Source organism: Herbidospora sp. RD11066, from assembly GCF_054661255.1.
On record NZ_BAAGDO010000003.1, the window covers coordinates 980,012 to 1,003,408 of the forward strand.

Annotated in this window: 18 protein-coding genes; 5 read left to right on the forward strand and 13 right to left on the reverse strand. The window is 70.9% G+C overall.

Translation table 11 applies throughout. The features are described from left to right. The first annotated feature begins 23 nt into the window (after positions 1-23). Together ACYQ78_RS16215 and ACYQ78_RS16220 are read left to right on the forward strand one after the other, a co-directional pair. On the forward strand, positions 24-506 hold the full coding sequence (locus ACYQ78_RS16215) for a hypothetical protein (RefSeq protein WP_459801644.1): 483 nt from the start codon (positions 24-26) through the stop codon (positions 504-506). Positions 507-557: 51 nt separating this feature from the next. Then, a complete protein-coding gene (locus ACYQ78_RS16220; protein ID WP_459801645.1) occupies positions 558-1,112 on the forward strand; it encodes a hypothetical protein in 555 nt (184 codons plus the stop codon). Here ACYQ78_RS16220 and ACYQ78_RS16225 read toward each other — a convergent pair. Further along, positions 1,099-2,694, reverse strand: a complete 1,596-nt coding sequence (locus ACYQ78_RS16225) for an AfsR/SARP family transcriptional regulator (RefSeq protein ID WP_459801646.1) — start codon at positions 2,692-2,694, stop codon at positions 1,099-1,101. The two genes, ACYQ78_RS16220 and ACYQ78_RS16225, sit on opposite strands and share 14 nt — an antisense overlap. A 349-nt stretch (positions 2,695-3,043) precedes the next feature. On the opposite strand from ACYQ78_RS16225, the gene ACYQ78_RS16230 reads away from it, so the two are divergent. After that, positions 3,044-3,811, forward strand: coding sequence for an AfsR/SARP family transcriptional regulator (locus ACYQ78_RS16230; RefSeq protein ID WP_459801647.1), 768 nt, complete (start codon positions 3,044-3,046; stop codon positions 3,809-3,811). Here ACYQ78_RS16230 and ACYQ78_RS16235 read toward each other — a convergent pair. The 11 genes from ACYQ78_RS16235 to ACYQ78_RS16285 form a co-directional block, all read right to left on the reverse strand. Continuing rightward, on the reverse strand, positions 3,801-5,003 hold the full coding sequence (locus tag ACYQ78_RS16235) for a hypothetical protein (protein ID WP_459801648.1): 1,203 nt from the start codon (positions 5,001-5,003) through the stop codon (positions 3,801-3,803). The genes ACYQ78_RS16230 and ACYQ78_RS16235 overlap by 11 nt on opposite strands. Further along, on the reverse strand, positions 5,000-5,968 hold the full coding sequence (locus ACYQ78_RS16240) for a thiopeptide-type bacteriocin biosynthesis protein (RefSeq protein WP_459801649.1): 969 nt from the start codon (positions 5,966-5,968) through the stop codon (positions 5,000-5,002). Before ACYQ78_RS16240 ends, ACYQ78_RS16235 begins: the two co-directional genes overlap by 4 nt. After that, positions 5,965-8,652 (reverse strand): lantibiotic dehydratase, encoded by a 2,688-nt coding sequence (locus ACYQ78_RS16245; protein WP_459801650.1) that lies wholly within the window; start codon positions 8,650-8,652, stop codon positions 5,965-5,967. The genes ACYQ78_RS16240 and ACYQ78_RS16245 overlap by 4 nt, the downstream gene beginning before the upstream one ends. Next, positions 8,649-10,232, reverse strand: coding sequence for a SagB/ThcOx family dehydrogenase (locus tag ACYQ78_RS16250; protein WP_459801651.1), 1,584 nt, complete (start codon positions 10,230-10,232; stop codon positions 8,649-8,651). The genes ACYQ78_RS16245 and ACYQ78_RS16250 overlap by 4 nt, the downstream gene beginning before the upstream one ends. A 9-nt stretch (positions 10,233-10,241) precedes the next feature. Further along, positions 10,242-12,053, reverse strand: a complete 1,812-nt coding sequence (locus tag ACYQ78_RS16255; protein WP_459801652.1) for a TOMM precursor leader peptide-binding protein — start codon at positions 12,051-12,053, stop codon at positions 10,242-10,244. Positions 12,054-12,139: 86 nt separating this feature from the next. After that, positions 12,140-12,322, reverse strand: a complete 183-nt coding sequence (locus ACYQ78_RS16260) for a hypothetical protein (RefSeq protein ID WP_459801653.1) — start codon at positions 12,320-12,322, stop codon at positions 12,140-12,142. Positions 12,323-12,353: 31 nt separating this feature from the next. Further along, on the reverse strand, positions 12,354-12,533 hold the full coding sequence (locus ACYQ78_RS16265; protein WP_459801654.1) for a hypothetical protein: 180 nt from the start codon (positions 12,531-12,533) through the stop codon (positions 12,354-12,356). Between the two features lie 43 nt (positions 12,534-12,576). Further along, positions 12,577-14,412, reverse strand: a complete 1,836-nt coding sequence (locus ACYQ78_RS16270; protein ID WP_459801655.1) for a hypothetical protein — start codon at positions 14,410-14,412, stop codon at positions 12,577-12,579. Between the two features lie 13 nt (positions 14,413-14,425). Beyond that, positions 14,426-15,265 (reverse strand): ABC transporter permease subunit, encoded by an 840-nt coding sequence (locus ACYQ78_RS16275; RefSeq protein WP_459801656.1) that lies wholly within the window; start codon positions 15,263-15,265, stop codon positions 14,426-14,428. Beyond that, positions 15,262-16,143, reverse strand: coding sequence for an ABC transporter ATP-binding protein (locus ACYQ78_RS16280; protein WP_459801657.1), 882 nt, complete (start codon positions 16,141-16,143; stop codon positions 15,262-15,264). Before ACYQ78_RS16280 ends, ACYQ78_RS16275 begins: the two co-directional genes overlap by 4 nt. A 77-nt stretch (positions 16,144-16,220) precedes the next feature. Then, the gene (locus ACYQ78_RS16285) at positions 16,221-16,817 is read right to left on the reverse strand and encodes a TetR family transcriptional regulator (protein WP_459801658.1); all 597 of its coding nucleotides are present in this window, start codon (positions 16,815-16,817) and stop codon (positions 16,221-16,223) included. Between the two features lie 92 nt (positions 16,818-16,909). On the opposite strand from ACYQ78_RS16285, the gene ACYQ78_RS16290 reads away from it, so the two are divergent. After that, positions 16,910-18,937 (forward strand): MMPL family transporter, encoded by a 2,028-nt coding sequence (locus tag ACYQ78_RS16290; RefSeq protein WP_459801659.1) that lies wholly within the window; start codon positions 16,910-16,912, stop codon positions 18,935-18,937. Then, positions 18,904-19,923 (forward strand): LLM class flavin-dependent oxidoreductase, encoded by a 1,020-nt coding sequence (locus ACYQ78_RS16295; RefSeq protein ID WP_459801660.1) that lies wholly within the window; start codon positions 18,904-18,906, stop codon positions 19,921-19,923. Before ACYQ78_RS16290 ends, ACYQ78_RS16295 begins: the two co-directional genes overlap by 34 nt. Here the strand turns inward: ACYQ78_RS16295 and ACYQ78_RS16300 are convergent. Continuing rightward, positions 19,920-23,294, reverse strand: coding sequence for an OmpL47-type beta-barrel domain-containing protein (locus tag ACYQ78_RS16300; RefSeq protein WP_459801661.1), 3,375 nt, complete (start codon positions 23,292-23,294; stop codon positions 19,920-19,922). The genes ACYQ78_RS16295 and ACYQ78_RS16300 overlap by 4 nt on opposite strands. Positions 23,295-23,397: the final 103 nt, after the last annotated feature.

Below are 23,397 nucleotides of genomic sequence, written 5' to 3' on the forward strand. Positions count from 1 at the left end.
CTGACATTCGAATTGCGTGTGCGATGTTCGCCTGCCTGGGCTCTGTGGCCGGAGCCCTGCCCGCCGCCGCCGACACCGCCTCGGGGAACACCGAGGCGATCGTCGTGGTCACCGACGAGATCACGCTCACCCAGCTGACGCCGTCGTTCACGCTGACCGGCACGCCGGGCGCGACCGTGACCACCTCGACCCCGGTGACCATGCGCGTGACCACGAACAACTTCGCCGGATACACCGTGACGGTGCAGCCGACGACGCCCAACCTGCTGCCGTCGATCGCGGGCAGCACCGACGTGATCCCGGCCTCGCTGCTCGAGGTCTCGGGCCCCGCCCAGGCGGGCACGTTCACCGCGCTGACGCCCGGTGGCCCGCTCGTGGTGGACACGAAGGCGTCGGCGTCGGCGCCCGCCGGTGACGTCATCGCGAACAACTACCGCATCACCATTCCGTTCGTCCGCCCCGACACCTACACCGGCACACTGAATTACATCGCCACCACCTTGTAATGCCGGAGAATGGCCGGCGGAATATCCGTCCGCCGGCCTCTGGGGGAAACCGTGGCGTTCTGGGGAAATACCGCCGGAATGGCGGCCGCATTGCTGGTGGCGGTGGCGCCCGCCGCTCATGCCGAACCGAAAGCGCAGCTGAGCATCGTGGTCAACGACGGCCACGACGCGGTCAGGCCGGGCGACCGCCTGACCTACACGACGACCGTCACCAACATCGGCGGCGGCGCCGCCCCACCGCTCGACATCAGCCAGACCCTCGGCCCGGGGCTCTCCCTGGTGGCCTCCACCCCGGCCGGCACGTCCGCCGGCGGGCGGGTGGGCTGGACCCGCCCGATGAAGGCGGGCGAGAGCGCCAAGTTCACCGTGACCGTCGACGTCGGGCGCCAGGCCCCCGGCACCGAGCGCCTGGCCGTCGTGTCGTGCGCGGCCAAGGCCGGCACCGGGCGGCCCCTGGTCTGCGCGACCGATTCGGCCCCGCTGACCCCGGCACCGGTGGCGATGAAGACGCAGAAGACCCCGGCCTCGGTGGCGTGGGGCGCGGCCGCCGCGCTCGTGGCCGTGCTGGGCGTGCTGGTCTGGCGGCGCAGGGTCAGGGGCCGCTGAGGGCGTACAGGCGGATCAGGGTCGGCATGCGGTAGTGGTCGGGGGCGACCGTCTCCAGCAGTTGCGCCTGCACCAGCGCGTCGAGCACCGCCTGCACGTCGACCGCGGGCCCGTCGGTGAGGGTCATCTCGGGCAGGTCGAGCAGGCCCAGGAGATGGAAGAGTTCCCCCGCCCCCGGGTGGCGGCCGAGTTCGTGCCCGGCCCGCAGCCGCTCCCGTACGCACAGGTCGCCGTGGCGGAGTTCGGCCAGGCGGGTCTCCGGCGGGGTGAGCCTCGCGGCGAGGCGGGCCAGCGGCCAGTGGGGGTTGTCAGCCAGCCGGGCCCCGGCGACCCTGATCGCCAGCGGGAGCCGGTCGCAGAAGGCCACGATGCGCGCCGCCGCCTGGTGTTCGGCCCGCACGCGTTCGGGCCCGGCGAACGCGGCCAGCAGCTCCAGGCCCTCGCGTCGCGACAGGGTGTCGAGGTGGAGGCGGGCGGTCGCGTCGAGGGTGGTCAGCCGGGGACGGCTCGTGATCAGCACGGCCGAGGCGGAGCCGCCGGGGAGCAGCGGGCGGACCTGCGCGGCGTCCACGGCGTTGTCGAGGACGACCAGCATGCGGAGCCCGGCCGTCCGGGTGCGGAACAGGGCGGCGGCCTCGTCGAGGTCGCGCGGGGCGTCGGGGACCTTCAGCGCGCGCAGGAAACGGGCGAGCACCTCGCCGGGGGTGAGCGGGTCGTGGCCCGAGGTGGTGCCGTGGAGGTCGACGTAGAGCTGGCCGTCGGGGTAGGCGGCGCTGACCGCGTGGGCCACGTGCACGGCCAGCCGCGACTTGCCGACGCCGCAGGGGCCGTCGACCGCCACCACGCCGGGTCGGGACAGCAGGCCCGTCAGGCGGGCGACCTCGTTCCTGCGGCCGACGAAGGGGCCCGCGTCCGAGGGGAGCTGGGCGGGGGTCTCGGCCAGGGTGACCGCGGGGCGGGGGCCGTCGAGGTCGGGGTCGGCGGCGAGGATCCGCTGGTGGAGGGTGCGGACGGCGGGGCCGGGCTCGGTGCCGATCTCGGTGATCAGGTGGAGCCGGAGATCCTGGTAGGCCAGGAGGGCGTCACTACTGCGGCCGTCCTTGTAGAGGGCTAACATGAGCTGGGCCCACAATCGCTCCCGTAGAGGGTTCTCATGCAGCGCGCGTCTCAGAGGGATGATCGTCTCGGCGTGACGGCCGAGTTTGATCCGTACCTCCACGAGCTCTTCGAGGATGCGCAGCCGGTCTTCCGACAGGATCCGCGCGGTCGCGTGCAGGGGCTCCGAGAGCGTCTGGCCCTGAAGCACCTCACCTCGCCACAGGCCGAGCGCCTGGCTGAAGGCGGCCTCGGCCCTGGCACACTCGCCGCGCCGCAGCGCCAGGTCACCCTGCTCGGTGAGGTGCTGATAGGTGAGGGTGTCGAGCTCCTCGGGGCCGACGTTGATCTGGTAGCCGCTCTCCGTGGTCTCGATGCGGGCCTGGAGCAGGCCCCTGAGCTGCCAGATGTACGTTTTCAGGTTCCCCCGCGCCGATTTGGGCGCCCGCTCGCCCCACAGATAGTCGATCAGCAGGCCCGAGTGCACGGCGGTGTTGGGCCGGAGCAGCAGAGCGGCCAGCAGCGCGCGGTGTTTCGGACGCTTCAGACAGAGGGGCCATCCATTGGCTGACTTGACTAAGAGGGGTCCAAGCAAGCCGAAGTGCATGAAGATCCTGCTCAGGTCGGGATGTGATCAATCGTCCCTTATGGTCAGCGACCTTGGAGCTCACGTCCAGGGATGACGCGTAGAAATCAGAATGAATACTGACAGTCTTCCTGACGGCCGCTGATCAGGAGTTGCCAAGGAGACCGCCGGTGGACCGGCGGTGGACCGGCCGTGGATCACGGTCTGGTCGGGTATTGGACGATCCTCAAGAACGCAGCGTGGAGGTCCGGTGCCGGAAATCGAGTTTTGCGTCCTTGGGCCTCTCCAGCTCGGGAGCGAGGGGCACCGCGTCCAGCTCAAGAGCCCCCGGCAGCAGGTCGTGCTGGCCGCGCTGCTGCTCAACGCCAACCGGATGGTCCCGGTCGAGTCGCTCATCCAGGCCGTGTGGGACGACCATCCGCCCGAGGGCTCGCGGCACCAGATCCACAACTGCGTGTGGCTGCTGCGGCGCCGGCTGAAAACCGTCGGCGTGACCGATGCCGAGATCGTCGGCCATCCGGCGGGCTACACGATCCGGCTGCGCGCCTCCCAGCTCGACGTGTCGCTGTTCGACGGGAAGGTCGCCGTGGCCCGCGAGCTGGCCGCCGTCGGGCAGGTCGCGATGGCGGCCGACCGGCTGCGCACCGCGCTCGCGCTCTGGCAGGGGCCGCCGCTGTCGGGCGTGCCCGGCCGGGTCATGCAGCGCGAGGCCGTGCAACTGGCCGAGCGGAGGCTGTCGGCGCAGGAGGAGTGGATGGAGCTGGAGATCGCGCTCGGCCGCAGCGCCGAGGTGACCTCGGAACTCCACCGGCTGGCCGCCGAGCAGCCGTTCCGCGAGAGGCTGCGGGCCCAGCTCATGCTGGCCCTGCACCGCTCGGGACGCACCGCCGAGGCGCTGCTGGTCTACCGGCAAACCCGCCGCATGTACGTCGACGAGCTCGGCCTCGAACCGAGCCCGATCCTGCGCGACCTCGAAGAGGCGATCCTGCGCGGCGACCGGAGCCTGGTCAGCCCCTGACCACCCGCCGCCTGCGCACCGCCCAGGTCAGGAAGGCCGCCACCACGACCGCCTCGGCGACGAGCACGAGCGTGGCGGCCACCGGTCCCCACAGCCCTTCGAGGGTGTCGAACCAGATGCTCCCGAGCAGCCACGCCACGGGGAGCAGGATGGCGAGGGTGACCAGTACGTACAGCGAATAGAGCCACTTCGCGCGTGTGGGGTAACCAGCCGCCTTCCCCTGCACCGCCAAAACAGCGAACGTGAACGATTCCGACTGGAGGCCGATGGTCGAGGTCGCGTGTTCGAGCATGTGGTAGCCGTCGAGCTGGAGCACCGGCAGCAGGTTGACCAGCACGGTGACGGTCCCGAACAGCAGCAGCGTGGTGGCCAGGTCGTGGGCCCACGGCGGACCCCACAGCCAGAGCGCGCCGAACGGCAGGATGGCGACCAGGTTGACGTAGATCCCGGCGAACGATGTCATCACCCGGTGCCTGGCGGGGCCGAACGTCACCACGTCGTCGACCTTGCAGTAGGGCGCGATGAGCGGGAACCGCCACATGAACCCGATCTGGGTGGCCTTGCCGCCGTAGCGGTGGCAGGCTATGGCGTGGCCGAACTCGTGCAGGCCGATCATGAGCCAGGAGATCACCAGGCCCAGCGCGGTCAGCCACCAGGGGACGCGCCCGAGGGAGTCGTACAGGGAGACCCAGTTCAGCGCCACCAGCACACAGACGGACAGGCCCGCGAGCCCCAGCACCATGGCGAGCACGGGGTTGAGCAGCCACCCCAGCGCCCGGGTCACCGGCGACACCAGAGCCAGCGCGCCCGGGATCGGCAGCCGCCAGAGCAGCGCGGTGCGCCCCTCGGCGTGACGCGTCGTCTCGGCCCTCTCCCGTAGCGTCGCCACGAGTGAGGGGTCGGCCGGTTCGAGCAGCCCGCGCGACCCGAGCAGGGTGAACAGCTGCTGCCAGTTCTCCGGCCCCAGCCGCTTGCCGAACTCCGCGGCGTAGTCGAGCCCGATCTCGTGGGGGGTGCGAGTGCCGTCGAGCCGGGCCATCAGGAACGCCTCACGCGGCCCGACCTGGAGATACGCCGTCGTCTCCGGGTCGGCGACGTAGTGCACGCTCGTCGCGCCCTTGAGCAGCGGCGGCCCGATGCGGACCGAGGCCCGCAACCTCGGCCGGGTCTGCTCCAGCCAGTCGACGGTCACGTCAGCACCCGCTCGATCAGGTACGACAGGTAGATCTCGTCGAGGATGGCCGCCCCGAGCCGGTTGTTGGTCATGTGGATGTACGAGCTGAGCAGCACCGCCGCCAGCTCCTCGTCGGTCATCGGGGCGGGGAAGTCGAAGTCGGTCTTGGCGACCCGATCCCGCAGCTCCCGGCAGTGGGTCAGCCAGGTGCGCTCGATCCCGGACGCCTCCAGCGGCCCGTCCTGATCGGTCAGCGAGCGGATGCGGGCCACCCGGCCCTCGAAGCTCTCCCGGTTGAGGTCGAGGCTCTTGTCGAACGACTCGTGCTGGCTCTCCGACGACTCCTGGTAGGCGGTCTCCCAGAACGAGCGGTAGCGCCGGAAGAAGTTCGCCACCTTCTCGTCGGTCCGCAGGAAGGTGTAGGCCGTCATCAGGCTGAGCTGGGTCGCGAGCCCGAGCAGGACGGGGCGCACGTGCGTGTTCGACGTCGTCAGCAGACCGGCGACCATGTCGCTCGACCGCTCGAAGTGCCATTCGGCCAGCTCGACCCCGGCCACGCCGCCGTAGCGGCCGTATTCGGGCTCGTACGGCATGAGCGCGATGCTGTTGTTGGGCCGGAAGGGCATCGCGCCCTCCTCGCCGTACTCCTCGTTCCAGCTGTCCTCGCCGTATTCGGCCAGGTACATGCGCTTGTAGAGGTCGGCCAAGCCCTCGGAGTCGGTCTCGTAGAGGGCGGGGCGGCGCTTGAGGAACTCCTCGATCGCGACGACCGCACGGGTGGTGACCGTCTCGCGGTTGCCGGGGAGAGTGGGCTTCAGGCGGACCCGGATATGCGGGCCCTCCTGCCAGTACTTGATGAAGAACCAGCCGGTGATCAGGCCCTCTTCGCGGAGCGAGGCGACCAGCGGGCGCACCGCCTCGACGATGATCGGATTGGCATCGCTGTGGTAGAAGACGTGCAGCGCCACCCAGTCGTTGCTCATGCTCGGCCCTCGTCGTAGATCTCGATCAGGAACTCGCCGACGTGCGCCCTGCCGTGCTCGTCGCGTAACCACAGGTCGTCCAGGTCGGGGCTGCACTCGGTGAGCACGATCCGGGCGCTCGCGGCCAGGGCCAGCTGTTCGAGGAGCTGGAGCGACATCCAGCTCCCGAAGTCGACCGGCAGCGGCTTGCGGGTGGCCTTGCGGCCGTCCTCCCGGAGCCCTCCGCCGGTGTTGTCGATCTGCGCGAACACCCTCGGCGGCAGGCTGTGTTCGCGGCGCCAGCGCTGGACCTTCAGCAGGTGCTCGGCGTCGGTGTGCCGGGGGTCGCGGAACGGGAAGACGTTCGTGTGCATCTTCCACATGCGGCGCTGGAGCACGAGGTCGCCGAGCACCAGCCGGGGGTACTGCTGCATGCCCTCGGTGGGGATCGGCCGGCCGGTCCCGGCCCACAGGTCGATGTTGGCCATGCCGCTCGGGGTGAAGCACATGAGCACCTGCTGGAGCTCCGGCAGCGCCATCGGCAGCAGGAAGCCCAGATAGAGCGGGACGACCTCCTTGCCGAGCCGCCGCGACATCAGTTTCACCCGGTCGGCGGGTACGTCGTGGACCATGATCAGGTCATCGAGGTGGATCTGCTCGTCGAGCGGGCGGGTGCTCACGTCGCCGGGGCAGACGATCTCGTAGTCGGTGACGCCGGGGTGGATGTTGAGGTTCGTGGTCTCGTATCCACCGCGCAGCTCGGCGAGGACCGCGCCGTCCGGAGTCGCCTCTCGGATGGTGTTCGTGAGGATTTCCTGGGCGCCGTCGAGATTGTGGGCGAAGCGGGAGAACATCAGGGTCAGTCCCGTGTACGCCTGGTTCAGCACCAGCCGCCCGGTCTTCTCCGACCGCTGCACGAAGAACGACCACGGCTGGGCGAACCGGCCGTCGTCCGGTAGGTGCCGCCCGATCGCCTGGAGGAAGTCGTCACCCAGGACGATCTCCTCGCCGTCGTCCGGCAGGTCGCGCAGGTGCAGCGAGGCCGCCTCGCGGGCCCGGTCGAGCGCGGCCAGCTCGGGCATCTTGAACCAGTTCTCCTGCGGGACGTACGCGTTGTCCTCGTCGAACTGCTTCCTGCGCATCGACCGCTGGGAGTAGGGGGAGAAGAAGTCGCGCTGGAACTCGTGGCAGAAGCGCTCGATGTCGTCGCAGGTGCCGCCGGAGCCGTACCGGGCCTTGAAGAAGCCCAGCGCGGTCAGGCGGCGCGGCAGGCTCAGGTCGAACGCGGGCAGGATGCCGGCCAGGGCGGCCAGCGACGGCAGCGCGGCGACCTCCCACTCGGCGCGGCCGGTGTCCATGCCCTCGCTCGTGATCGTGGTGTCCTCGTAGACGAGGGTGCGCGGGATGTGCTGCTCGGGCGCCCCGGCCAGCTCGTAGGCCTCGGTGATCCGGGTGCGGATCTCGGCGAGCACCAGCGCCCGGCCGCGTGCCGGGGTCAGCGGATAGCGGGCGACCAGGTCACCGGCCTGGGCCAGCGCGTGGGCGACCCGGCGCAGGATCGGGTGGGTCTGCGCGGCCATCCCGGCGGTGAACACGGCGGCCGGGTCGGGGGCGCCGAGGTCGATCTGGAGGTCGGGGGCGAGCAGCAGGCCGAGCCGCAGCAGGTGGCCGAGCAGCCGGTCGGTGGCCTCGGGGGTGCGGTCGTCGGTCCTGCCGCAGACGCGTTCGGACAGCTCGCGCAGCGTCAGCCGATCCTGGGCGATGGTCACGACGTCGCGCAGCGCGGGGCCGCTGGGCAGGAAGAACAGGTCCTCGTGGACGCCGTCGATCGCCACCACCGCGTCGGGGTCGAGCGTGGCGGTGGTCCGCCTGCGGACGTAGCGGGCGGTGTCGCCGTCGACGGTCACACCGGGGGCGACCGTGACCACGACGTCCGCGCGCAGCGCGGGATCGGCGAGGATCGCCGCCGACAACCGGGCCAGCACCGCGACGTTGAGCCGGACCGTCGACCGCTGCGCGAGCGAGACCGGCGCCGGGGCCGGGTTGGTGGCCTCGGTGGTGAAGCGGCCCAGGCCGACCGAGGTCAGGGTGCTGAACGGGCTGGTCTTGAGCGCGGCGCGGTGGAGGAGTTCGAGGAGGGTGAGCTCGACCTTGCGGCCCGACTTGTCGAGTTTCCTCGCCGGGTCGAGGTAGCGGTCCATGCTCCGCTCCAGGACCTCCGACTGGAGCAGCACCGCCGACCGCAGCGCGTCGTCGGCCAGCACCGCGCGGGCCCTGTTCCGCGCTTCCGCGATGTCGTCGGCGAGAACGCCGGGCCCCTCGGCCATCAGATCGTCGAGGGCGGCGGTGGCGCCGCGCCAGGCGTCGAGCAGTTCGGTCGCCGCCGGGGTGAGCAGCAGGGCCGACCTGGCCAGGGTGCTCTCGCGGGGCCTTCTGGCGTTGAAGACGTCGCGGCGCAGGTTGATCAGCGGCACCCGGTCGGGCTCGGCGAGCCGGGCGATGATGAGCTCGATCTCGTCGCGGAGCAGGGCGCCCGCGATGTCCCTGGCGGCCTCCTGGTCGAAGACCCGTTCGGCCCAGGCGATCGCGTTCGGCGTCCGGATCGCGGCGACCGCCTCGGCGGGCTGGCCCCCGGCCCGCAGGAGGAACGCCTCCCCGAGCCGCCAGGTGGCCACGCCCGCAGGAGCGTCGAGTACGTCGGTCATCGCGGACTCCTGTCGTAGCGGTGGAGGCTGTGGTCGTAGCCGAGCCGGACGGCGCGTTCGCGGCCGAGGAGCAGGAAGAGCATGCTCCGCTCGCCGGTGCCCTCGATGCCGAGCAGCCGGTCGACGGCGAGGTTGTCCAGGCCCAGCACCGCGCCGATGCCCAGGCCCCTGGCCGTGGCGGCCAGGTAGGCGGTCTGACCGGCCTGACCTGTTTCGACGCTGAGCATGCGGTAGCCGCGGGCGCCGTAGGCGTCGAGCATCGCGTCGAACCTGCCGGTCAGCACGACGACGGCGGCGACCTCGGGGATGCTGTAGTTCGTCAGGGCGTAGAGGTGCTGGAGGCCGCCGTCGATCGGGGCTCCGGCGATCAGGCCGTGGGTGACCGGGTCGTAGCGGTAGGCGCGGCGCTCCAGCCCGGCGACACTGCTCGCCAGCACGTGCTGGCCGATCCAGGCGCTTTCGCGGGGGGCCGACGCGATGTCCGTACCGGAGAGAGCGGTTTGCGCGGTGGCCTTCAGGACCCAGGAGAGGTCTTCCCGGCTCAGCTGGGGGCGGGCGGTCAGGAGGCCGAAGCTCGACCGGCGGTGGCGGAGACTGTCCCTGACGTCGAGATCCTTGGTCTCCGGGTCGGGGGAGGGGAGGGGGATCGGCTCCCCGTTGACGGCCGTCTCGGGCAGTTCGGTCGAGGGCCTGGGGCGATCACCCACCAGCGTCGCCGCGTGCACCTGGCTGACCAGCTCGAACGACCGCACCCGCCGTGATTTCTCCCAGACGTCGTGCTGGTTTTCTGCCGCGATGGAAGGTGTCTCATCCGGAACGGCCCCCGCGCCGAAGGGGACCACCAGGAACGGGGCCTCGTCGTGGCCGTCGACGCCGATCGCCGCCGCGACCGCCGCCTCGTCGAACCACAGCACGGGCTCGATCGGGATCTCGTACGCCGCCAGCACCAGCCGCCAGGAGGCCAGCAGCGCGCCGGCGTCCTGGGTGACCACGTGATAGCTGAACGAGTTGTACTTGAAGGCGTTCTTCCAGAACCGCAGCGTCACCACCGCGTAGAGGTCGGCCTCGACCCCGGTGGCCGCCTTCAGCGCGGCGCGCCGGTCGGTCGTGGCCAGCCGGTCGAGGCCGTGGTGCGCGGTGTCGTAGTGGTAGACACCCTTGGGCAACCCCACCGAAGGCCCGGTGACCAGGTAACTCTCCGCCGGGTACATCCCGCCGCCCGACGCCGTCGGCCGGGCCCACACGGCCTGGTCGGAGCGCAGCTTGCCGTGGCTGTCGTCGTTCCAGTTCGGTTCGGTACGCCGCCCGCTCAGCCCATAGCTCCCGAGCATGGCCGCGAGGACGTCGAGCTGTGGAACCCCGGGAGCGGGCCGGGCCGCGGCGATTTTGGCCGCGGAACCGATCCCGACCGGCGGCATCGTGCGGAACGGCTCCGGCAGCGGCACCTTCACCGTGTCGGTGTAGAGCTTGTGCCGGGACGGCTGGTCGGCCCAGTCGACGTGGAACCCCAGCGGCGGCAGCGGCACGTGCTGCCGCTCGAACATACGACGCGCGTAGTCCCGCGCGATCTCGGCGGTCACCTGGATCTCCTACGGGAAGGGGTGCGGGACGAGGTGCAACTGACCAGGCTGGAGCGGCTGCGCCACCTTGCCCGCCCGGTAGGGCGCCCACCGGGTGCGCGGCATCCGGAGCACCCGCTGGCGGCGCCAGCCGAAGTCGATGGGGATCAGGCCGGGCACCACCATCGCCACGGTGTGCAGGCCGAGCGCCTTCTGCTCGGGCGTGGTCTGGTCGACCGCGACCGTGTCGAACCCGATGCCCTTCAGCAGGCCGACGATCTCGGTGGCCGCCGCGCCGAGGTCGGTGACCGGGTCGCGGTCGCGCGTCCAGTCGGCGAAGACCTCGTCGAGCGACGCCTTGCGGTCCTGGCGGAGCCAGTGCTCGGCGTGTTCCGCCATCTCGGGCATGCCGAACAGCTGGGCGTGGTGTTCCAGTTCGCTCACGTGGTCGTAGTCGGCGACCATGCCGGTGATGTGGTCGAGGTTGGTCTCGACGCGGTCGGCGAAGCCGGTCACGTACGACGCCGTCTCGCACACCGCGGCCCGCACCGCGTCGGCCGGGTCGAGCGAGGCCCCGGCGGCGAAGCAGAGCTTCCCGAGGCCGTCGTCCCTGCGCACCGCCACCGCCGCGACCGCCGGGACCGGCAGGTCGACGCGGATGTCGAAGCAGCGCAGGTCGTAGCCCTGGAGGTCGACGTGGGCGCGCATCTGCCGGACCAAGGGGTGGTCGACGGTGTCGAGGTCGATCTCAGGCGGGGTGAGCCCGGCGTACCAGTTGATCAGGAAGGCGTCGCGCTCGACGAGTTCGAGCAGGCCGTGCAGCACCGCCTCGGTCGGCGAGCCACCCGACGCGCAGCCGTTGGAGCACTCCTGGATCGTGTTCCGGTGGTCGGTGCGGTGGTCGAGGTAGTACACGAGCTGTTCCGGTACGAGCACCGCCCGGTCGTCGCGGAGCGACCAGCCCCACACCCACGGGATCGAGGGGTTCTCCTCCCACCTCACGTACTTGTCGGCGTGGCTCTCGTAGAAGGCCGGGTCGTAGAACCCGCACTCCTCCATCGGCACGTACGGCGCGTCGAGCTCGGTCACGCGGGCCCAGCGGGCGATCTCCGTCCGGCGGATCCGCTGGCCGGCGGCGCGTTCGAGACCTTCGAGCACGCCGAGGAGCTCGCTGCGGCCGTAGCTCTCGGCGTGGCCGCTCCAGTACATCTCGTGCAGGCCGTATTTGCTGCGCGAGAGGAACCTGCCGGTCACGGGCGCGGTCGCGGTCGCGTGGTAGACGCGCAGCGGGGGGCGGCCGAGCATGCCGCAGACGGGGTTGGCCAGGGCGTCCATCGGCAGCGCGAGGTCCTCGGGGCGCTTGGCGCGGGTGGCGCCGGGCCGGGCGGCGGGGGTTGCGACGAGACGGACGCGGGCGTTCTCCGCGGTGTCGGGCTCGGGGGTGGCGCAGGTCGTACATGAGGAGTCTTTGAGCAGGCTGTGGCGGTCGACGCGCGCGGAGATCGTGTCGACCTCCCAGACCGGCATGACCGGGGCGCTCTCCTCGCGGGCGGCCGTCGCGGCCAGCTCGGCGACGATCGCCTCGACGTGCGGGGCGAGCCCGGCCACCGGTGAGCGCAGCGCGCGCGGCGACTCGTCGAGGGCCTGCCGCTCCACCATGGGCCGGACGCCGGTCCAGCGCCGGTCGAGGCAGTGGGGGCACGGACCCGTCCCGCCGGGGGTGGCGGCCACGATGACGACGGTGTCCTGACGCCGGACGCTGACCTTCGGCTCGGCGTCCGCGGGCACCGTGACGTGACCGGTCTCACCGGGCACTCCGAGGGTGCCGAAGGAGATGTTCATGCGGACCTTCCCGTACGTGCGTTGCGGGGGATGACTGGTGCTGCGGGCCAGGGCCCTTGGCCCGCAGGTCTTCAGTTATCGAGCGGTCAGCCGCAGCTGGAGCAGCTCGTGCTGGTCGAGCAGCAGGACGAGGTGCTGCAGGAGCAGCAGCTGGAGGTGCTGCACGACGAGCTGGTGGCGGCCATGTCCATGGCCGGGTCGACGGTCTCGACCACTTCGAAGGTCGCCGCCTCGAGCTCCATCAGCTCAAGGCCAAGGGTCTTGCTCATGCCAGTGCCTTTCAGTTACGAGGAGTGATCATCAACCACCACAACCGGTGCTGGTGCTGGTGGAGCAGCAGGAGGACGTGCTGCAGGAGCAGCAGCTGGAGCAGCTGCACGAGGAGCTGGTCCAACCGGCCGCGTCCATGCCGACGTCGCTGATGTCGGCGATCTCGAAGGTCGCGGTCTCGAGGGCGAGGAGTTCGTCCCGGAGAGCCATGTATTCACCTCCTTTCTCGTGGAGTCCGTCGCAGGGTCGCCGCCTAACGGAAGAGCAGGACCCTGGTGACGCTCGTGACCCCGGCCAGATCGGCGGGGGTGAGGTCGACGACCGCGGCGCGGAGCCCGGCGGCCCGCAACCGGTCGTCGAGGGGGGAGGTGTCGTCGTCTTCGGCGACGGCCCCGAGGGAGAAGCCGTCGATCACCGGGGCGGCGGGCAGGCACCAGTCGCCCTCGGGAAGCTGGCGCACGCCGACCAGGGCGAGCAGCGCCGACTCCGCCGCCTCCGCCCAGCTGAGGCCCGCCCGCGCGGTCAGCTCCCCGGCCGTCCGCGCGACCGCGACCGGGACGATCCCGGCGGCCCGGTAGAGCTCGACCGGCTCACCCGCCGCGTCGAGCAGCATGGCCAGCCGGGTGTCCTCGGTGGTCACCGGCATGGCGACCAGGCCGTCATTGATCGTGTACGCACCCAGCGCCGCGATCAGCGCCTTCTCCACCGTGGTGGCCACCCCGACCAGGTCGGGCTCGAACCGGGCGTTCTTCCGATCCCACGGCCCGGCCAGCACCGCCGCCCTCGGGACGGCCAGCGGGGCACCGTTCAGGTCGACGGCCCGGACGAACACGTCGTCGGCGCGGGCACCGAGCCAGGTCGTGAGCCGGTCGGCCGTGACGACCTCGGCGTCCTCCCCGGGCGCGGGCAGGCCGCCGCAGCGGCGGGCGGTGGTGAGGGCGTACCGCAAAGAGGCTTCTTCGAGCGCCGCGACCCGCGCCTCCAGCAGCGTCTCCGAGCCGAACGCGACGACCGGCGCCGGGTCGGCGGCCGGGGCGAGCACGGCGGAGACCTTGACCGGGATCTGCGAGAGCGCGTCGTCGTCGAAGGCCCGCATGATGCCGACCGTCCGGGCCATCACCGGCTCGAAGCGCTGGTAGACCCGCTCGGAGGGCGTCGCGTCGGGGTCGTCGGCCTTGACGGGAGGTGCGATCACGGCGTGCGGCGAGGCGGGGTGCGCGACGAGGCGCTCGATGCCGACGGTCAGCCGGTCGGGGTCGACGACCACCACCGCGTCGTCGATGTCGCCCGCGATGACCCCGGTCAGCATCTTGAAGATCTCGAACCCGGCGATGCTGATCGCGATGGAGACGGCCGCGTTCGGGAGTTCGGCGCTCTTCGGAGGCAGGCTGGAGAGCGCCTGCCAGAGGTCCTGCGTGCCGGGGATCGCGTTGTCGGTCATCCGCAGCACGGCCGAGTGCACGTCGGCCCGGTCGCCCTGCTGCCACGGCCCGAGCACGAGCCGGTCACCGACCCTGATCAGCGGCACGAACGCCGCCCCGGCCACGCGGGCGCGTTCGGCCAGGTCGAACAGGGCGGGCGAGGGCCGGTCGGCCGCGACGAGACAGATCAGGTCGGCCTCTTCGTCGCTCGCGGTCCTGACCCATCCGGCGCTACCGACCCCGTTGGCGGTGAGCGCGTCGGCGAGCCTGTCCGCGTGGTCGGGCTCGTCGGAGACGACGAGCACCTTGGCGGTGGCGGCCCTCTGGAAGCCGGAACCGTCGTCGCCATATTGGGCGAGCAGCCCGATCTGACCGGCGAACCGCTCGTCGCCGGCGGTGCTCCGCTCGGGCGCGTCGGTGATCACGCCCTTGGCCGCCAGCATCATGATCAGCGATCGGACGCTGGTGGCGTGCGCCGGAGGCAGCCCGTCGAGCAGGTCGTCGAGCGGGGTCGACCCGTCGAGGTGCGGCAGCAGCGCCGACAGGTAGCGGTAGGCCCCCGCGCCCTTGATGACGAAGCCGTCGCCGTGCCCTCTCACGTACACGCCGTCGGGGGTTTCGAGGAACGCCATGTCGGTCCGCATCCGGGGCCGAATCTGGGTGGTCAACGCAGTCTCCCTGTCACGTGATGTCGCGGCTGCGGATGAGGTGGACGGCGACCGCGACCCCGGCGATCGCATAGGCGGCCAGCACCAGGCAGGCGACCGGCGCGCTCATGTACGCCTCCACGCCCGGCGAGCCACCTTCGCTCAGCGTCGGCACCCCCAGTGAGGCCACCAGAGATCCGCTGGCCGGCCCGAGGAGCACGTACCGGATCGGCTCCAGCCAGGGCACGAACCCGGCGATCCCGGACAGGGCGTTCTCCAGGCCCAGAGTCCAGACCAGCCCGACGGCCAGAGCCGTGGCGGCCCCCTTGAAGACCACCCCAAGTGCCGCGCCGACGCTCAGCCAGGCGACCGAGATGAGGATCGTGCCCGCCAGGCTGACGACGATCGTCAGCGGACCGGCGAAGGCGATCGGCTGCCCTTCGACCAGGGCGATGACCACCGAGGTCAGCAGCGCCGCGACCAGCGCGACCGCCGCGATGACCACCACCACGACCGAACCGGCCAGCACCTTGGCGATCATGACCTGTGCCCGGCCGGGGCCCTGGGACAGGCGCGTCGGCCAGGTCCCCCAGCGATACTCCGAGGCGGTCACCAGCACCCCGAGGATCAGCATGATCGCCCCGCCGAAGAGCGGGTAACTCCCGGCGGCGGTGGTGTGGAAGGCCGAGGGGATCAGGATCTCCAGCAGCGCCGCCCGGTCGGCCGCCTGGGTGGCGGGGTCGAAGGTGGCGTACACGATGTAGGGCACGCCGAAGCCGAACAGGACCACCAGCGCGACCCAGACCGCGCCGACCACGGCCGGGGCCATCCGCTTGCGGATCAGCAGCGACTCGGCGGCGAACGCGTGTCTCATGAGTGGCCCCCGGTCAGCGTGAAGAAGACGTCTTCGAGCGACCGGCGCTCCCGCCGGACCTCGTGAACCTCGGCCCCGGCCTCGACCAGCGCCCTGACCAGCGCGGGCACCTCGTCGTCCGCGACCGTGAGCCGGTAGACGCCGTTGACCGGGGCGGTCTTGAGGACCTTCTCGGCGATGTCGTCGGGCCGGGCGTCGATGACGACCGACGTCGACCCGGCGTTCGTGAGCAGCGCCTCGACGGTGTCCTCGGCGACGATGCCGCCCTTGTCGAGCACGACGACCCGTTCGCAGATCTGCTGGATCTCGCTGAGCAGGTGGGAGGAGATGAGCACGGTGGCGTGCCCGGAGATCTCGCGGATGAGCGTGCGCATCGACGCGGTGCCCTCGGGGTCGAGCCCGTTGGTCGGCTCGTCGAGGATGAGCAGATCGGGGTTGCCGAGCAGGGCGCCCGCGACCCCGAGCCGCTGGCGCATGCCGAGCGAGTAGCCGGTGACGCGCCTGTCCTTGGCCCCTTCGAGATCCACGATCTTCAGGACCCGGTCGACCTCGTCGTCCGTGAGCCCCCGCGCCTTGGCGAGGACCTGGAGGTTGACCCGGCCGGACAGGTGCGGGACGAAGTGGGGCGACTCGATGATGGCGCCGATCCGGCGTAACTCCTCGCCCGGCTTCCTCCCCAGGACCCTGACGGTCCCGGCGTCGTGCCGGACGAGCCCGAGCAGGATCCGCATCAGCGTCGTCTTGCCCGCACCGTTCGGCCCCAGCAGCCCGTAGATCTGCCCGGGTTCGATCCGCAACGTGACGTCCTGAACCGCCTTCACGGCCCCGAACGCCTTGCTCACACCGTCCAGCTCAACGACCGGCGATCCTGCCGTCATGTGAGAACCACTCCCTCAACCGGGTTGAGGGCATGATTCGTCGGCCTGCTCCTTCCCTGCTCCTCGCTGACTCCTCGCTACGTCAGTGAGGTCAGGTAGCCGCGGAGCACGCGCTTGAGCTCGGCGATCTCGGCCGGGCGTTCGTCTTCCGGCGCGGCCACCACCAGGGGCGTCATGGCCTGAAAAATCCGGACCAGGACCCGGGCGCTCCTCTCCCGGTCGGGCTTTGCGAGGCCGGGCGCCCTGGCCAGCAGGATCTGTTCGACCTGGCCGAGCATCGCGGCCTGGATCGGCTGGGACGACTCGGCCAGGGCCGAGGGCATGTCGGGCCGGGCGAACAGCGCTTTGAAGCCCGGGTTGGCCAGGTTGAAGGCGACCAGCGGGTCGACCACGCGGTCGAGCAGGTCGTCGAGGTCGATCCCGGCCACGTCGACCCCGCCGAAGGCCGCGCCCTGGGCGGTTCTCATGTCGGTGACGAAGCGGTCGGCCAGCGCTTTCGCCACGGCTTCCTTGCTCGGGAAGAACTGGTAGAGCGAGCCGGGGGAGATCCCCGCCCGTGCGGCGATCGCATTGGTGGACGCCTTCTCGTAGCCCAGTTCGGCGAAGGCGTCGGCCGCCGCGTCGAGGATCTCGGTCATCCGCCGTTCGCCGCGGGCCTGCCGGCGTCGCTCCATCACGATCTCCCTTGAAAATGCGAGCGACCGCTCGTATTGTTCAAAACGCGAGCGATTGCTCGCAAAAATCCTACCAAGGGGATCGATGCGTCGTGCGCGGAGCCAGATGGGTGCTCTTACTGGGGGTTCTGATCACGCTCGCCGCCGGGGCCGTCGCCGCCGGCACGCTCAACGCCCTCTCGCTCAACCGTTTTGAGGCCCCCGGCTCGGAGTCCATGCGGGCCAAGGAACTGCTCGCCGAACGGTTCGGCACCGGCAGCCCCAATGTCGCCCTGCTCGTCACGGCTCACCAGGGGTCCGTCGACGATCCGGCGGTCGCGGAGGCGGGGCGCGCACTCACCCGGGAGCTTTCCGGGCGGACCGGGGACGCCTGGTCGTACTGGACCCGGGGCTCCGAGACGCTGCGCAGCTCGGATGCCCGGCAGGCGCTCGTGCTCGCCTGGATTCCCGGCGACGCCGACGCGGTCAGACGGACCGTGCTGCCGTCGCTCACCCCCGCCTTCACCCGTGACGGGCCTCTCATCAAGGTCGAGGTCGGTGGAGGTGACGAGGTGTTCCGGCAGGTCATGGAGCAGGCCAGGGCCGACTTCCTGCGGGCCGAACTCGTCGTGCTGCCGCTGGTCCTGCTGCTGCTCTGGCTCGTCTACCGCCGGTTCGCCGCCGCGCTCGTCACGCTCGGGGTCGGCATCGCGGCCGTGGCCGGGGCGCTGGCGCTGATCCGCGGGGTGACCCTGTTCACCGAGGTCTCCACGTTCGCGGCCAACCTCGCGCTCGTCATGGGCATCGGGCTCGGCATCGACTACGGGCTGTTCGTCGTCTACCGCTTCCGCGAGGAACTCGCCCACGGGACCGTTCCCGAAGCGGTCGCCCGGACCGTGCGGACCGCCGGGCGGACCGTCCTGTTCAGCGGGGTCACCGTCGCCGCCGCGCTCGCGGTGCTGCTGGTCTTCCCGTTCCCGTTCCTGCAGTCGTTCGGGTACGCCGGCCTCGCGGTCGTCCTGGCCGCCGTGCCGAGCGCGACGATCCTGCTTCCCGCCGCCCTGGCGCTGCTCGGGCATCGGGTCGCGCGGAAGACCCCCGCGCGGGAGGGCGTCTTCTGGCGGGAGGTCGCGACCAGGGTCATGCGGCGGCCGGTCCTGCTCGGCGGGGCCGCGCTCGCGGTGGTCCTGCTGCTCGGCTCGCCGTTCCTCGGCATCAGGTTCGGGGTCCCCGACGACCGTGTCCTGCCGTCGTCGGCTCCGGCCCGGGTTCTGTACGACCAGGTCAGAGCCGGATTCCCGGTCGAGGAGGCGGATGCGGTCCAGGTCGTCGCGGCGAAGGGCGCGCCCTCGGCCGACTACGCCGCGCGGCTCTCCCTGATCGAGGGCGTCGTGCGCGTCGACTCGGCCGCCGGGTCGTTCACCGACGGCCGATCGACGGAGGCTCCGGCGGGGACCCGGTTCGCGGCGGGTGGGGGCACCTGGCTGTCGGTGGTGGCGTCCACCCAGCGGCTCGATCTGGTCGCCGACGTCAGGGACACTCCGGCACCTTTCGAGGTCGTCGTCGGTGGTTCTCCCGCCGAGCTGACCGACTACCGCGACGGTGTCGTGGGGCGGCTTCCGCTGGTCGCGGGGTTGATCGTGCTGATCACGTGTGTGGTGCTGTTCGCGATGACCGGGAGCGTCGTCGCGCCGTTGAAGGCGTCGGTGCTCAACCTGCTCAGCCTGTCGGTCATGTTCGGCGCGCTCGTCTTCCTCTTCCAAGATCGGACCGGCACGATCGAGCCGAGCATCCCGATCCTGATGTTCTGCGTCGCCTACGCCCTGTCGATGGACTACGAGGTCTTCCTCCTCTCCCGGATCAAGGAGGAGTACGACCGCACCGGGGATGTGACGGGCTCCGTACCGGAGGGAATCGCGCGGAGCGCGCCGCTGGTCACCGCGGCGGCCGCGATCCTGGCGGCCTCCTTCTCCGTGTACGCCACCTCCGGCGTCGTCTTCCTCCAGATGCTGGGCGTGGGGATGGCCTTGGCGGTGCTCGTCGACGCGACGATCATCAGGGGAGTACTCCTGCCCGCCGCGATGGCCCTGGCCGGGCCGGCGAACTGGTGGGCCCCACGACTACTCAGGAGACGCCGCTGATCCGCATAGGGATCTTCCTGGTCGGCGCGCGGTTCCCCGGCCGGACCGCCGCCGAGGTGCTGCGCGACACCGTCGAGACGATCGTCGCGGCCGAACGGGCGGGCTTCGACGACGCCTGGATCGCCGAACACCACTTCATGTCCTACGGCGTGATCCCCTCGGCCGTCACCCTCGCCGGGGTCGCCTTGGGCCGCACCACCCGGATCCACGTCGGCACGGCGGTGAGCGTCCTGTCGACGAGACACCCCGTCGCCCTCGCCGAGGAGGCCGCGATCCTGCACCACGCGTCGGGCGGCCGCTTCGAACTCGGCGTGGGCCGCGGCGGACCATGGGTCGACCTGGAGGTCTTCGGAACAGGGCTTTCCCGGTACGAAAGCGGCTTCGCCGAATCCCTCGACCTGCTCTGCGCGGCCCTCACCCGGCGGCGGATCTCGGCCGACGGGGAGTTCTTCCGCTTCCGCGAGGTGCCGATGACACCCGACCCGCCCGGCCTGCGCCCGGTCGTCGCCTGCACCTCACCGGAGACCGCCGACCTGGCGGCCAGGCGCGGCCTGCCGATGCTGCTGGGCATGCACATCGGCGACGCGGAGAAGGCGGCGATGCTCGCCGGTCGTCCTTCGGGCGACCACATCGGCGCCGCCGTCGGCTTCGTGGCCGACTCGACCGGCCAGGCCGTCGCCGAGCTCAGGCACGCCATGCCCCGGTGGCTGCGCCCCGGTCTGGCTGGATACGTCCCCGTCGACGACCGCCCCCGGCCCGCCCGGGACGTCGACGCCTATGTCGACCTGCTCTGCCGCATCCATCCGGTCGGTTCGGCCGAACACTGCGCGCGGGTGATGCGCGAGACGGTCGTCCACACCGGCTTGAAGCGGTTGATCCTTTTCGTGGAGGGCGCGGGCGACCACCGCCGCACGCTGGAGAACGTCGCCCGGCTGGGCCGGGAGGTCCTGCCGCTGGTGAGAGCGGCAGGACCCACGGCCGGTTAGCCGATCAGCCAGCCGGCGTCACGCAGGAACAGCGCCTTGATCTCGGCGTCCGCGACGTTCTTCGGGTCCTCGACCGCCTCGACGAAGCGTTCGAGCTTCTTGACGATCTTGGCCTTGTCGCGCTCGCGCCCCCGGTCCTCCGAGACCATCACCTTGGAGATGCGGTCCTGGAGCTTGAAGGCACCGGCCTCGGTCAGCCGCCCGGCCGCCTCGAAGCGGGCGATCAGCGCCGAGATGTCGTCGGTCGAGGTCGTGACGGTGAACGTCACGGTCCGCACGGTCGAACCGGCGGTCACGACCAGCGTGTGCTCGCCCAGCGCCAGTTTGTGCAGCGGCTGCACCGAACCGGACACGAACGGCTGCCCGTCGAGCGCGCCGGTGACCTGCGGAATCGAGGCCTCCCACGCGATCGTCAGGTCGAGACCGTCGCCGTAGACGGTCCCGTCGGCGACACCGGTGATGACGACGGTCGGCGCCTGCTCCTCGATCTCGATCGTGGCGGCCTTGATCTCCTCGACGTTCCCCGCCCGGTCGGTCGAGCGGTAGCGCAGTTCGTGCGCCCCCGCCCCGGTGACCAGAACCGCGGTCGTGTACGGAGTCCACGCGCCGCCGTCGAGCGAGTACTCGGTGGCCGCCACACCCGAGGTGAGGTCGGTCGCCGCGAGGGACACCGACACCCCTTCACCGACGGAAGCCGTGTCCGCCGAGGTCACGGGGGCGGTCGCGTCCACCTTGGCGTCCAGGGCCCTGGCGGCCTCGACGTTCCCGGCCTTGTCGACCGAACGGAAGGACAGCGTGTGCGGCCCGTCCCCGGCGACGGCGACCGGCTCGGTGTACGTCGTCCACGCACCGCCATCGAGCCGGAACTCGGTCTTCTCGACCCCCGAACCGGCGTCGGTGGCCGACAGGTGGACCAGCACCGCACCGGTGAACCAGCCGCTGGGGTTCGCGGGCGGCGTGGTCGTCGCGGTGGTGACCGGCGCGACGGTGTCGGGCGCCTGGCCGTTCAGGGTCAGCACGGCCGGGTTGTGGTCGGCGACCTTGTGACCATTGGTGAACCGGTCGGCGTAGTCGGTGTTGATCGGCGCGTACCGGAAGTCCGCCACCTTGCCGTCGAGCCCGTCGGTGACCAGCACGTGGTCGAGCGTCTGCAGCACACCCTGGTACTGCGAGCTGTAGCGGAACTCAGCCGGAGCGCTGCCCCACAGGTTGGTCAGGCTCGACCCGGACGCCAGCGCGGCCAGCGGCGGCTCGAACTCGAACTGGTTGAGGTCACCCAGCACGACCACCTGACGCCCCGCCGTCTCCAGTGTCTTCACCTGAGCGGCGAGGCGCTGCGCCTGCTGGAGCTGGCAGGCGCCGGACGCCCCGGAGCCGCCCTTCGACTTGAAGTGGTTGGAGACGACCGTGAAGTCGAGCCCCTTGACCGTGACGTCGATCGCCAGCGGCGGCCGGTCATAGGCCCGCCCGGAGTCGTCACACCCGGCGGTGTTCTTGTCGAACTGCCGCACGTTCGCCACCTGCACGCCGTCCTTCACCAGGAACCCGACGTCGATGCTGCGCGAGTCGTTCCCCTCCTGGAGGTAGGCGGTGTAACCACCCAGCGTGGCGGCCAGATCCTGGAGCACGGCGAGGTTGTAGACCTCCTGCACGGCCACGATGTCGGGCCGCTTCAGCAGCGTGTCGACCGCGTCGGCCAGCCGCGCCTTCTTCTCGGCGTACTCGGCCGGCGAGACCGGCGACAGGTCGAGCTCGACCCCGACCGGGAAGTAGTTCAGCACGTTGAACGAGGCGACCCGGACTTGGTTCGCGCCGGCGTCGGCGATCCCCGTGTACGGGTAGGCCACCGGCCCGTCCACCACAGTGGGCAGCGCACCCGGCTGCGGCATCAGCTTGTAGTGACTGAACGAGAACGCGAGCGGCCCGACGGCGTCCCGCACCTCGTCGAACAGATCGGCCGTCACATAGGTGGTCGAAGGCGCCGCCGGCTTGTACGGGTTGGCGGGGTTGCCCGCCCCCGCGTCGGCGTCCAGGGCGAGGAGGGAGACCGGCAGGGTCTCACCCTCGTAGATCCGGTCACGGTTGGTGCCCGGCGTGACGAACAGCTCACCGAACTTGTTGGTGCCACCCGAGTTGGCCGTGGCCACGGGCAGCTTGACCAGCATGTTCTCAAGCGACTCGTAGTAGGCCTTGTCGGCCGTCTGCGCCTGCGCCTTGACCTGGTCGATCACGACGGGAGCGGGGACGGCCGCGGTTCCCGTCTTGGTGGGCTCCTGCCCGATCGACTCGGCGATCTCGGTGAGGCCGAACTTCTCCTTGACCTGTCCCGTCACGCGAACGACGTCACCGGGCCTGAAGGAGGAGGCGGTGTCGACGTACCCGACGAAAACGCCTTCCGACGTGGCCGGGTCGCCGTCGTCGTCGGCGGGAAGCGACTGGATGAAGATGCCCCGGTCCTCGGGGTAGGCCCGGTCGTAGTCGGCACCGATCTCGTCGTCGATCCCGGTCACGACCCCGGTGACGGTGACCGTCTGCCCCGAGCACGGCGAGGCCGCTCCGGTCCCCTGAATCCCGTTGATCTTCGAGCAGCCCCCGCCGCCACCGGGCGGCGGGCCCTCGTTCACGCCGCCCTTGGTCAGTTCGACGTCGTCCCAGTACATGGTCATGTTCGGGAACGGCGAGGTGGCCTTACGATCCTGGAGGTTGCCGACCCGTACCGAGGTGACCGTGAAGGTGGTCACCCCGAACTTGGCCTGGATGTCGGCGTCGAGGTCGCGCGAGGCGGCGACCCAGTCACCGTTCCCGGTGAACTTCTCGCCGATGATGTATTTGGTCGTCGCCGAGTCGGCGGGGGAACCGGTGTAGTCGTCACGCGAGGCGGAGTGGTAGTACCGCAGCGCGTTGGTCTGCCCACCCGAGGCGAACTGCACCTCGGCGTAGGCCCCCGCCCAGTTGACCGACCGGGAGTCCGGGTAGAAGGTCTGCGCGGCGTCGTAGCTGAAGTGCAGGTCGGTCGTGCCTGGGACGTTCACGTTCTGCTGGGCCGCGATGCCCTGAACACCCATAGCGCTGCCGACCTGCCAGAACATCTCCAACGCGAACTGCCCGTCGGGGACGGGCGAGGGCGGCGGGAACTGCCCTGAGGCATTGAAGGTCTGCACGACGGTCCGGAACGGCGCCGTCTCGTTTCCGACCAGCACCTGCTGCCAGCCGGTGGGGGCGGCGGCGTTGGCACCGGGGAGCTCGAAACTCGGGTTCTGCAGATACTCGGTCGCCGCCTGCGCGGGCGCGGCCACACCCATCAGGGGGACGGCTACCAATGCGGCGGTGATGAGGGCGGTAGCTCGCCGGGATAACTGGAGGGATCTCATGCTTGGCGTCCTCCTCGACTGACCACGGATGCATGATCCACACGGCGTAGCCAAACCAGCGGGGGTGGCCCATTGCTGAACCCTGGAGGGCTGTGGGGGGTCG

Excerpts from the sequence above, each read along its gene's own strand:
- ACYQ78_RS16215 (WP_459801644.1), top strand. The coding sequence starts at position 24 with ATGTTCGCCTGCCTGGGCTCTGTGGCCGGAGCCCTGCCCGCCGCCGCC.
- ACYQ78_RS16240 (WP_459801649.1), bottom strand. The coding sequence starts at position 5,968 with ATGAGCAACGACTGGGTGGCGCTGCACGTCTTCTACCACAGCGATGCC.
- ACYQ78_RS16245 (WP_459801650.1), bottom strand. The coding sequence starts at position 8,652 with ATGACCGACGTACTCGACGCTCCTGCGGGCGTGGCCACCTGGCGGCTC.
- ACYQ78_RS16255 (WP_459801652.1), bottom strand. The coding sequence starts at position 12,053 with ATGAACATCTCCTTCGGCACCCTCGGAGTGCCCGGTGAGACCGGTCAC.
- ACYQ78_RS16260 (WP_459801653.1), bottom strand. The coding sequence starts at position 12,322 with ATGAGCAAGACCCTTGGCCTTGAGCTGATGGAGCTCGAGGCGGCGACC.
- ACYQ78_RS16265 (WP_459801654.1), bottom strand. The coding sequence starts at position 12,533 with ATGGCTCTCCGGGACGAACTCCTCGCCCTCGAGACCGCGACCTTCGAG.
- ACYQ78_RS16275 (WP_459801656.1), bottom strand. The coding sequence starts at position 15,265 with ATGAGACACGCGTTCGCCGCCGAGTCGCTGCTGATCCGCAAGCGGATG.
- ACYQ78_RS16280 (WP_459801657.1), bottom strand. The coding sequence starts at position 16,143 with ATGACGGCAGGATCGCCGGTCGTTGAGCTGGACGGTGTGAGCAAGGCG.
- ACYQ78_RS16285 (WP_459801658.1), bottom strand. The coding sequence starts at position 16,817 with ATGGAGCGACGCCGGCAGGCCCGCGGCGAACGGCGGATGACCGAGATC.
- ACYQ78_RS16300 (WP_459801661.1), bottom strand. The coding sequence starts at position 23,294 with ATGAGATCCCTCCAGTTATCCCGGCGAGCTACCGCCCTCATCACCGCC.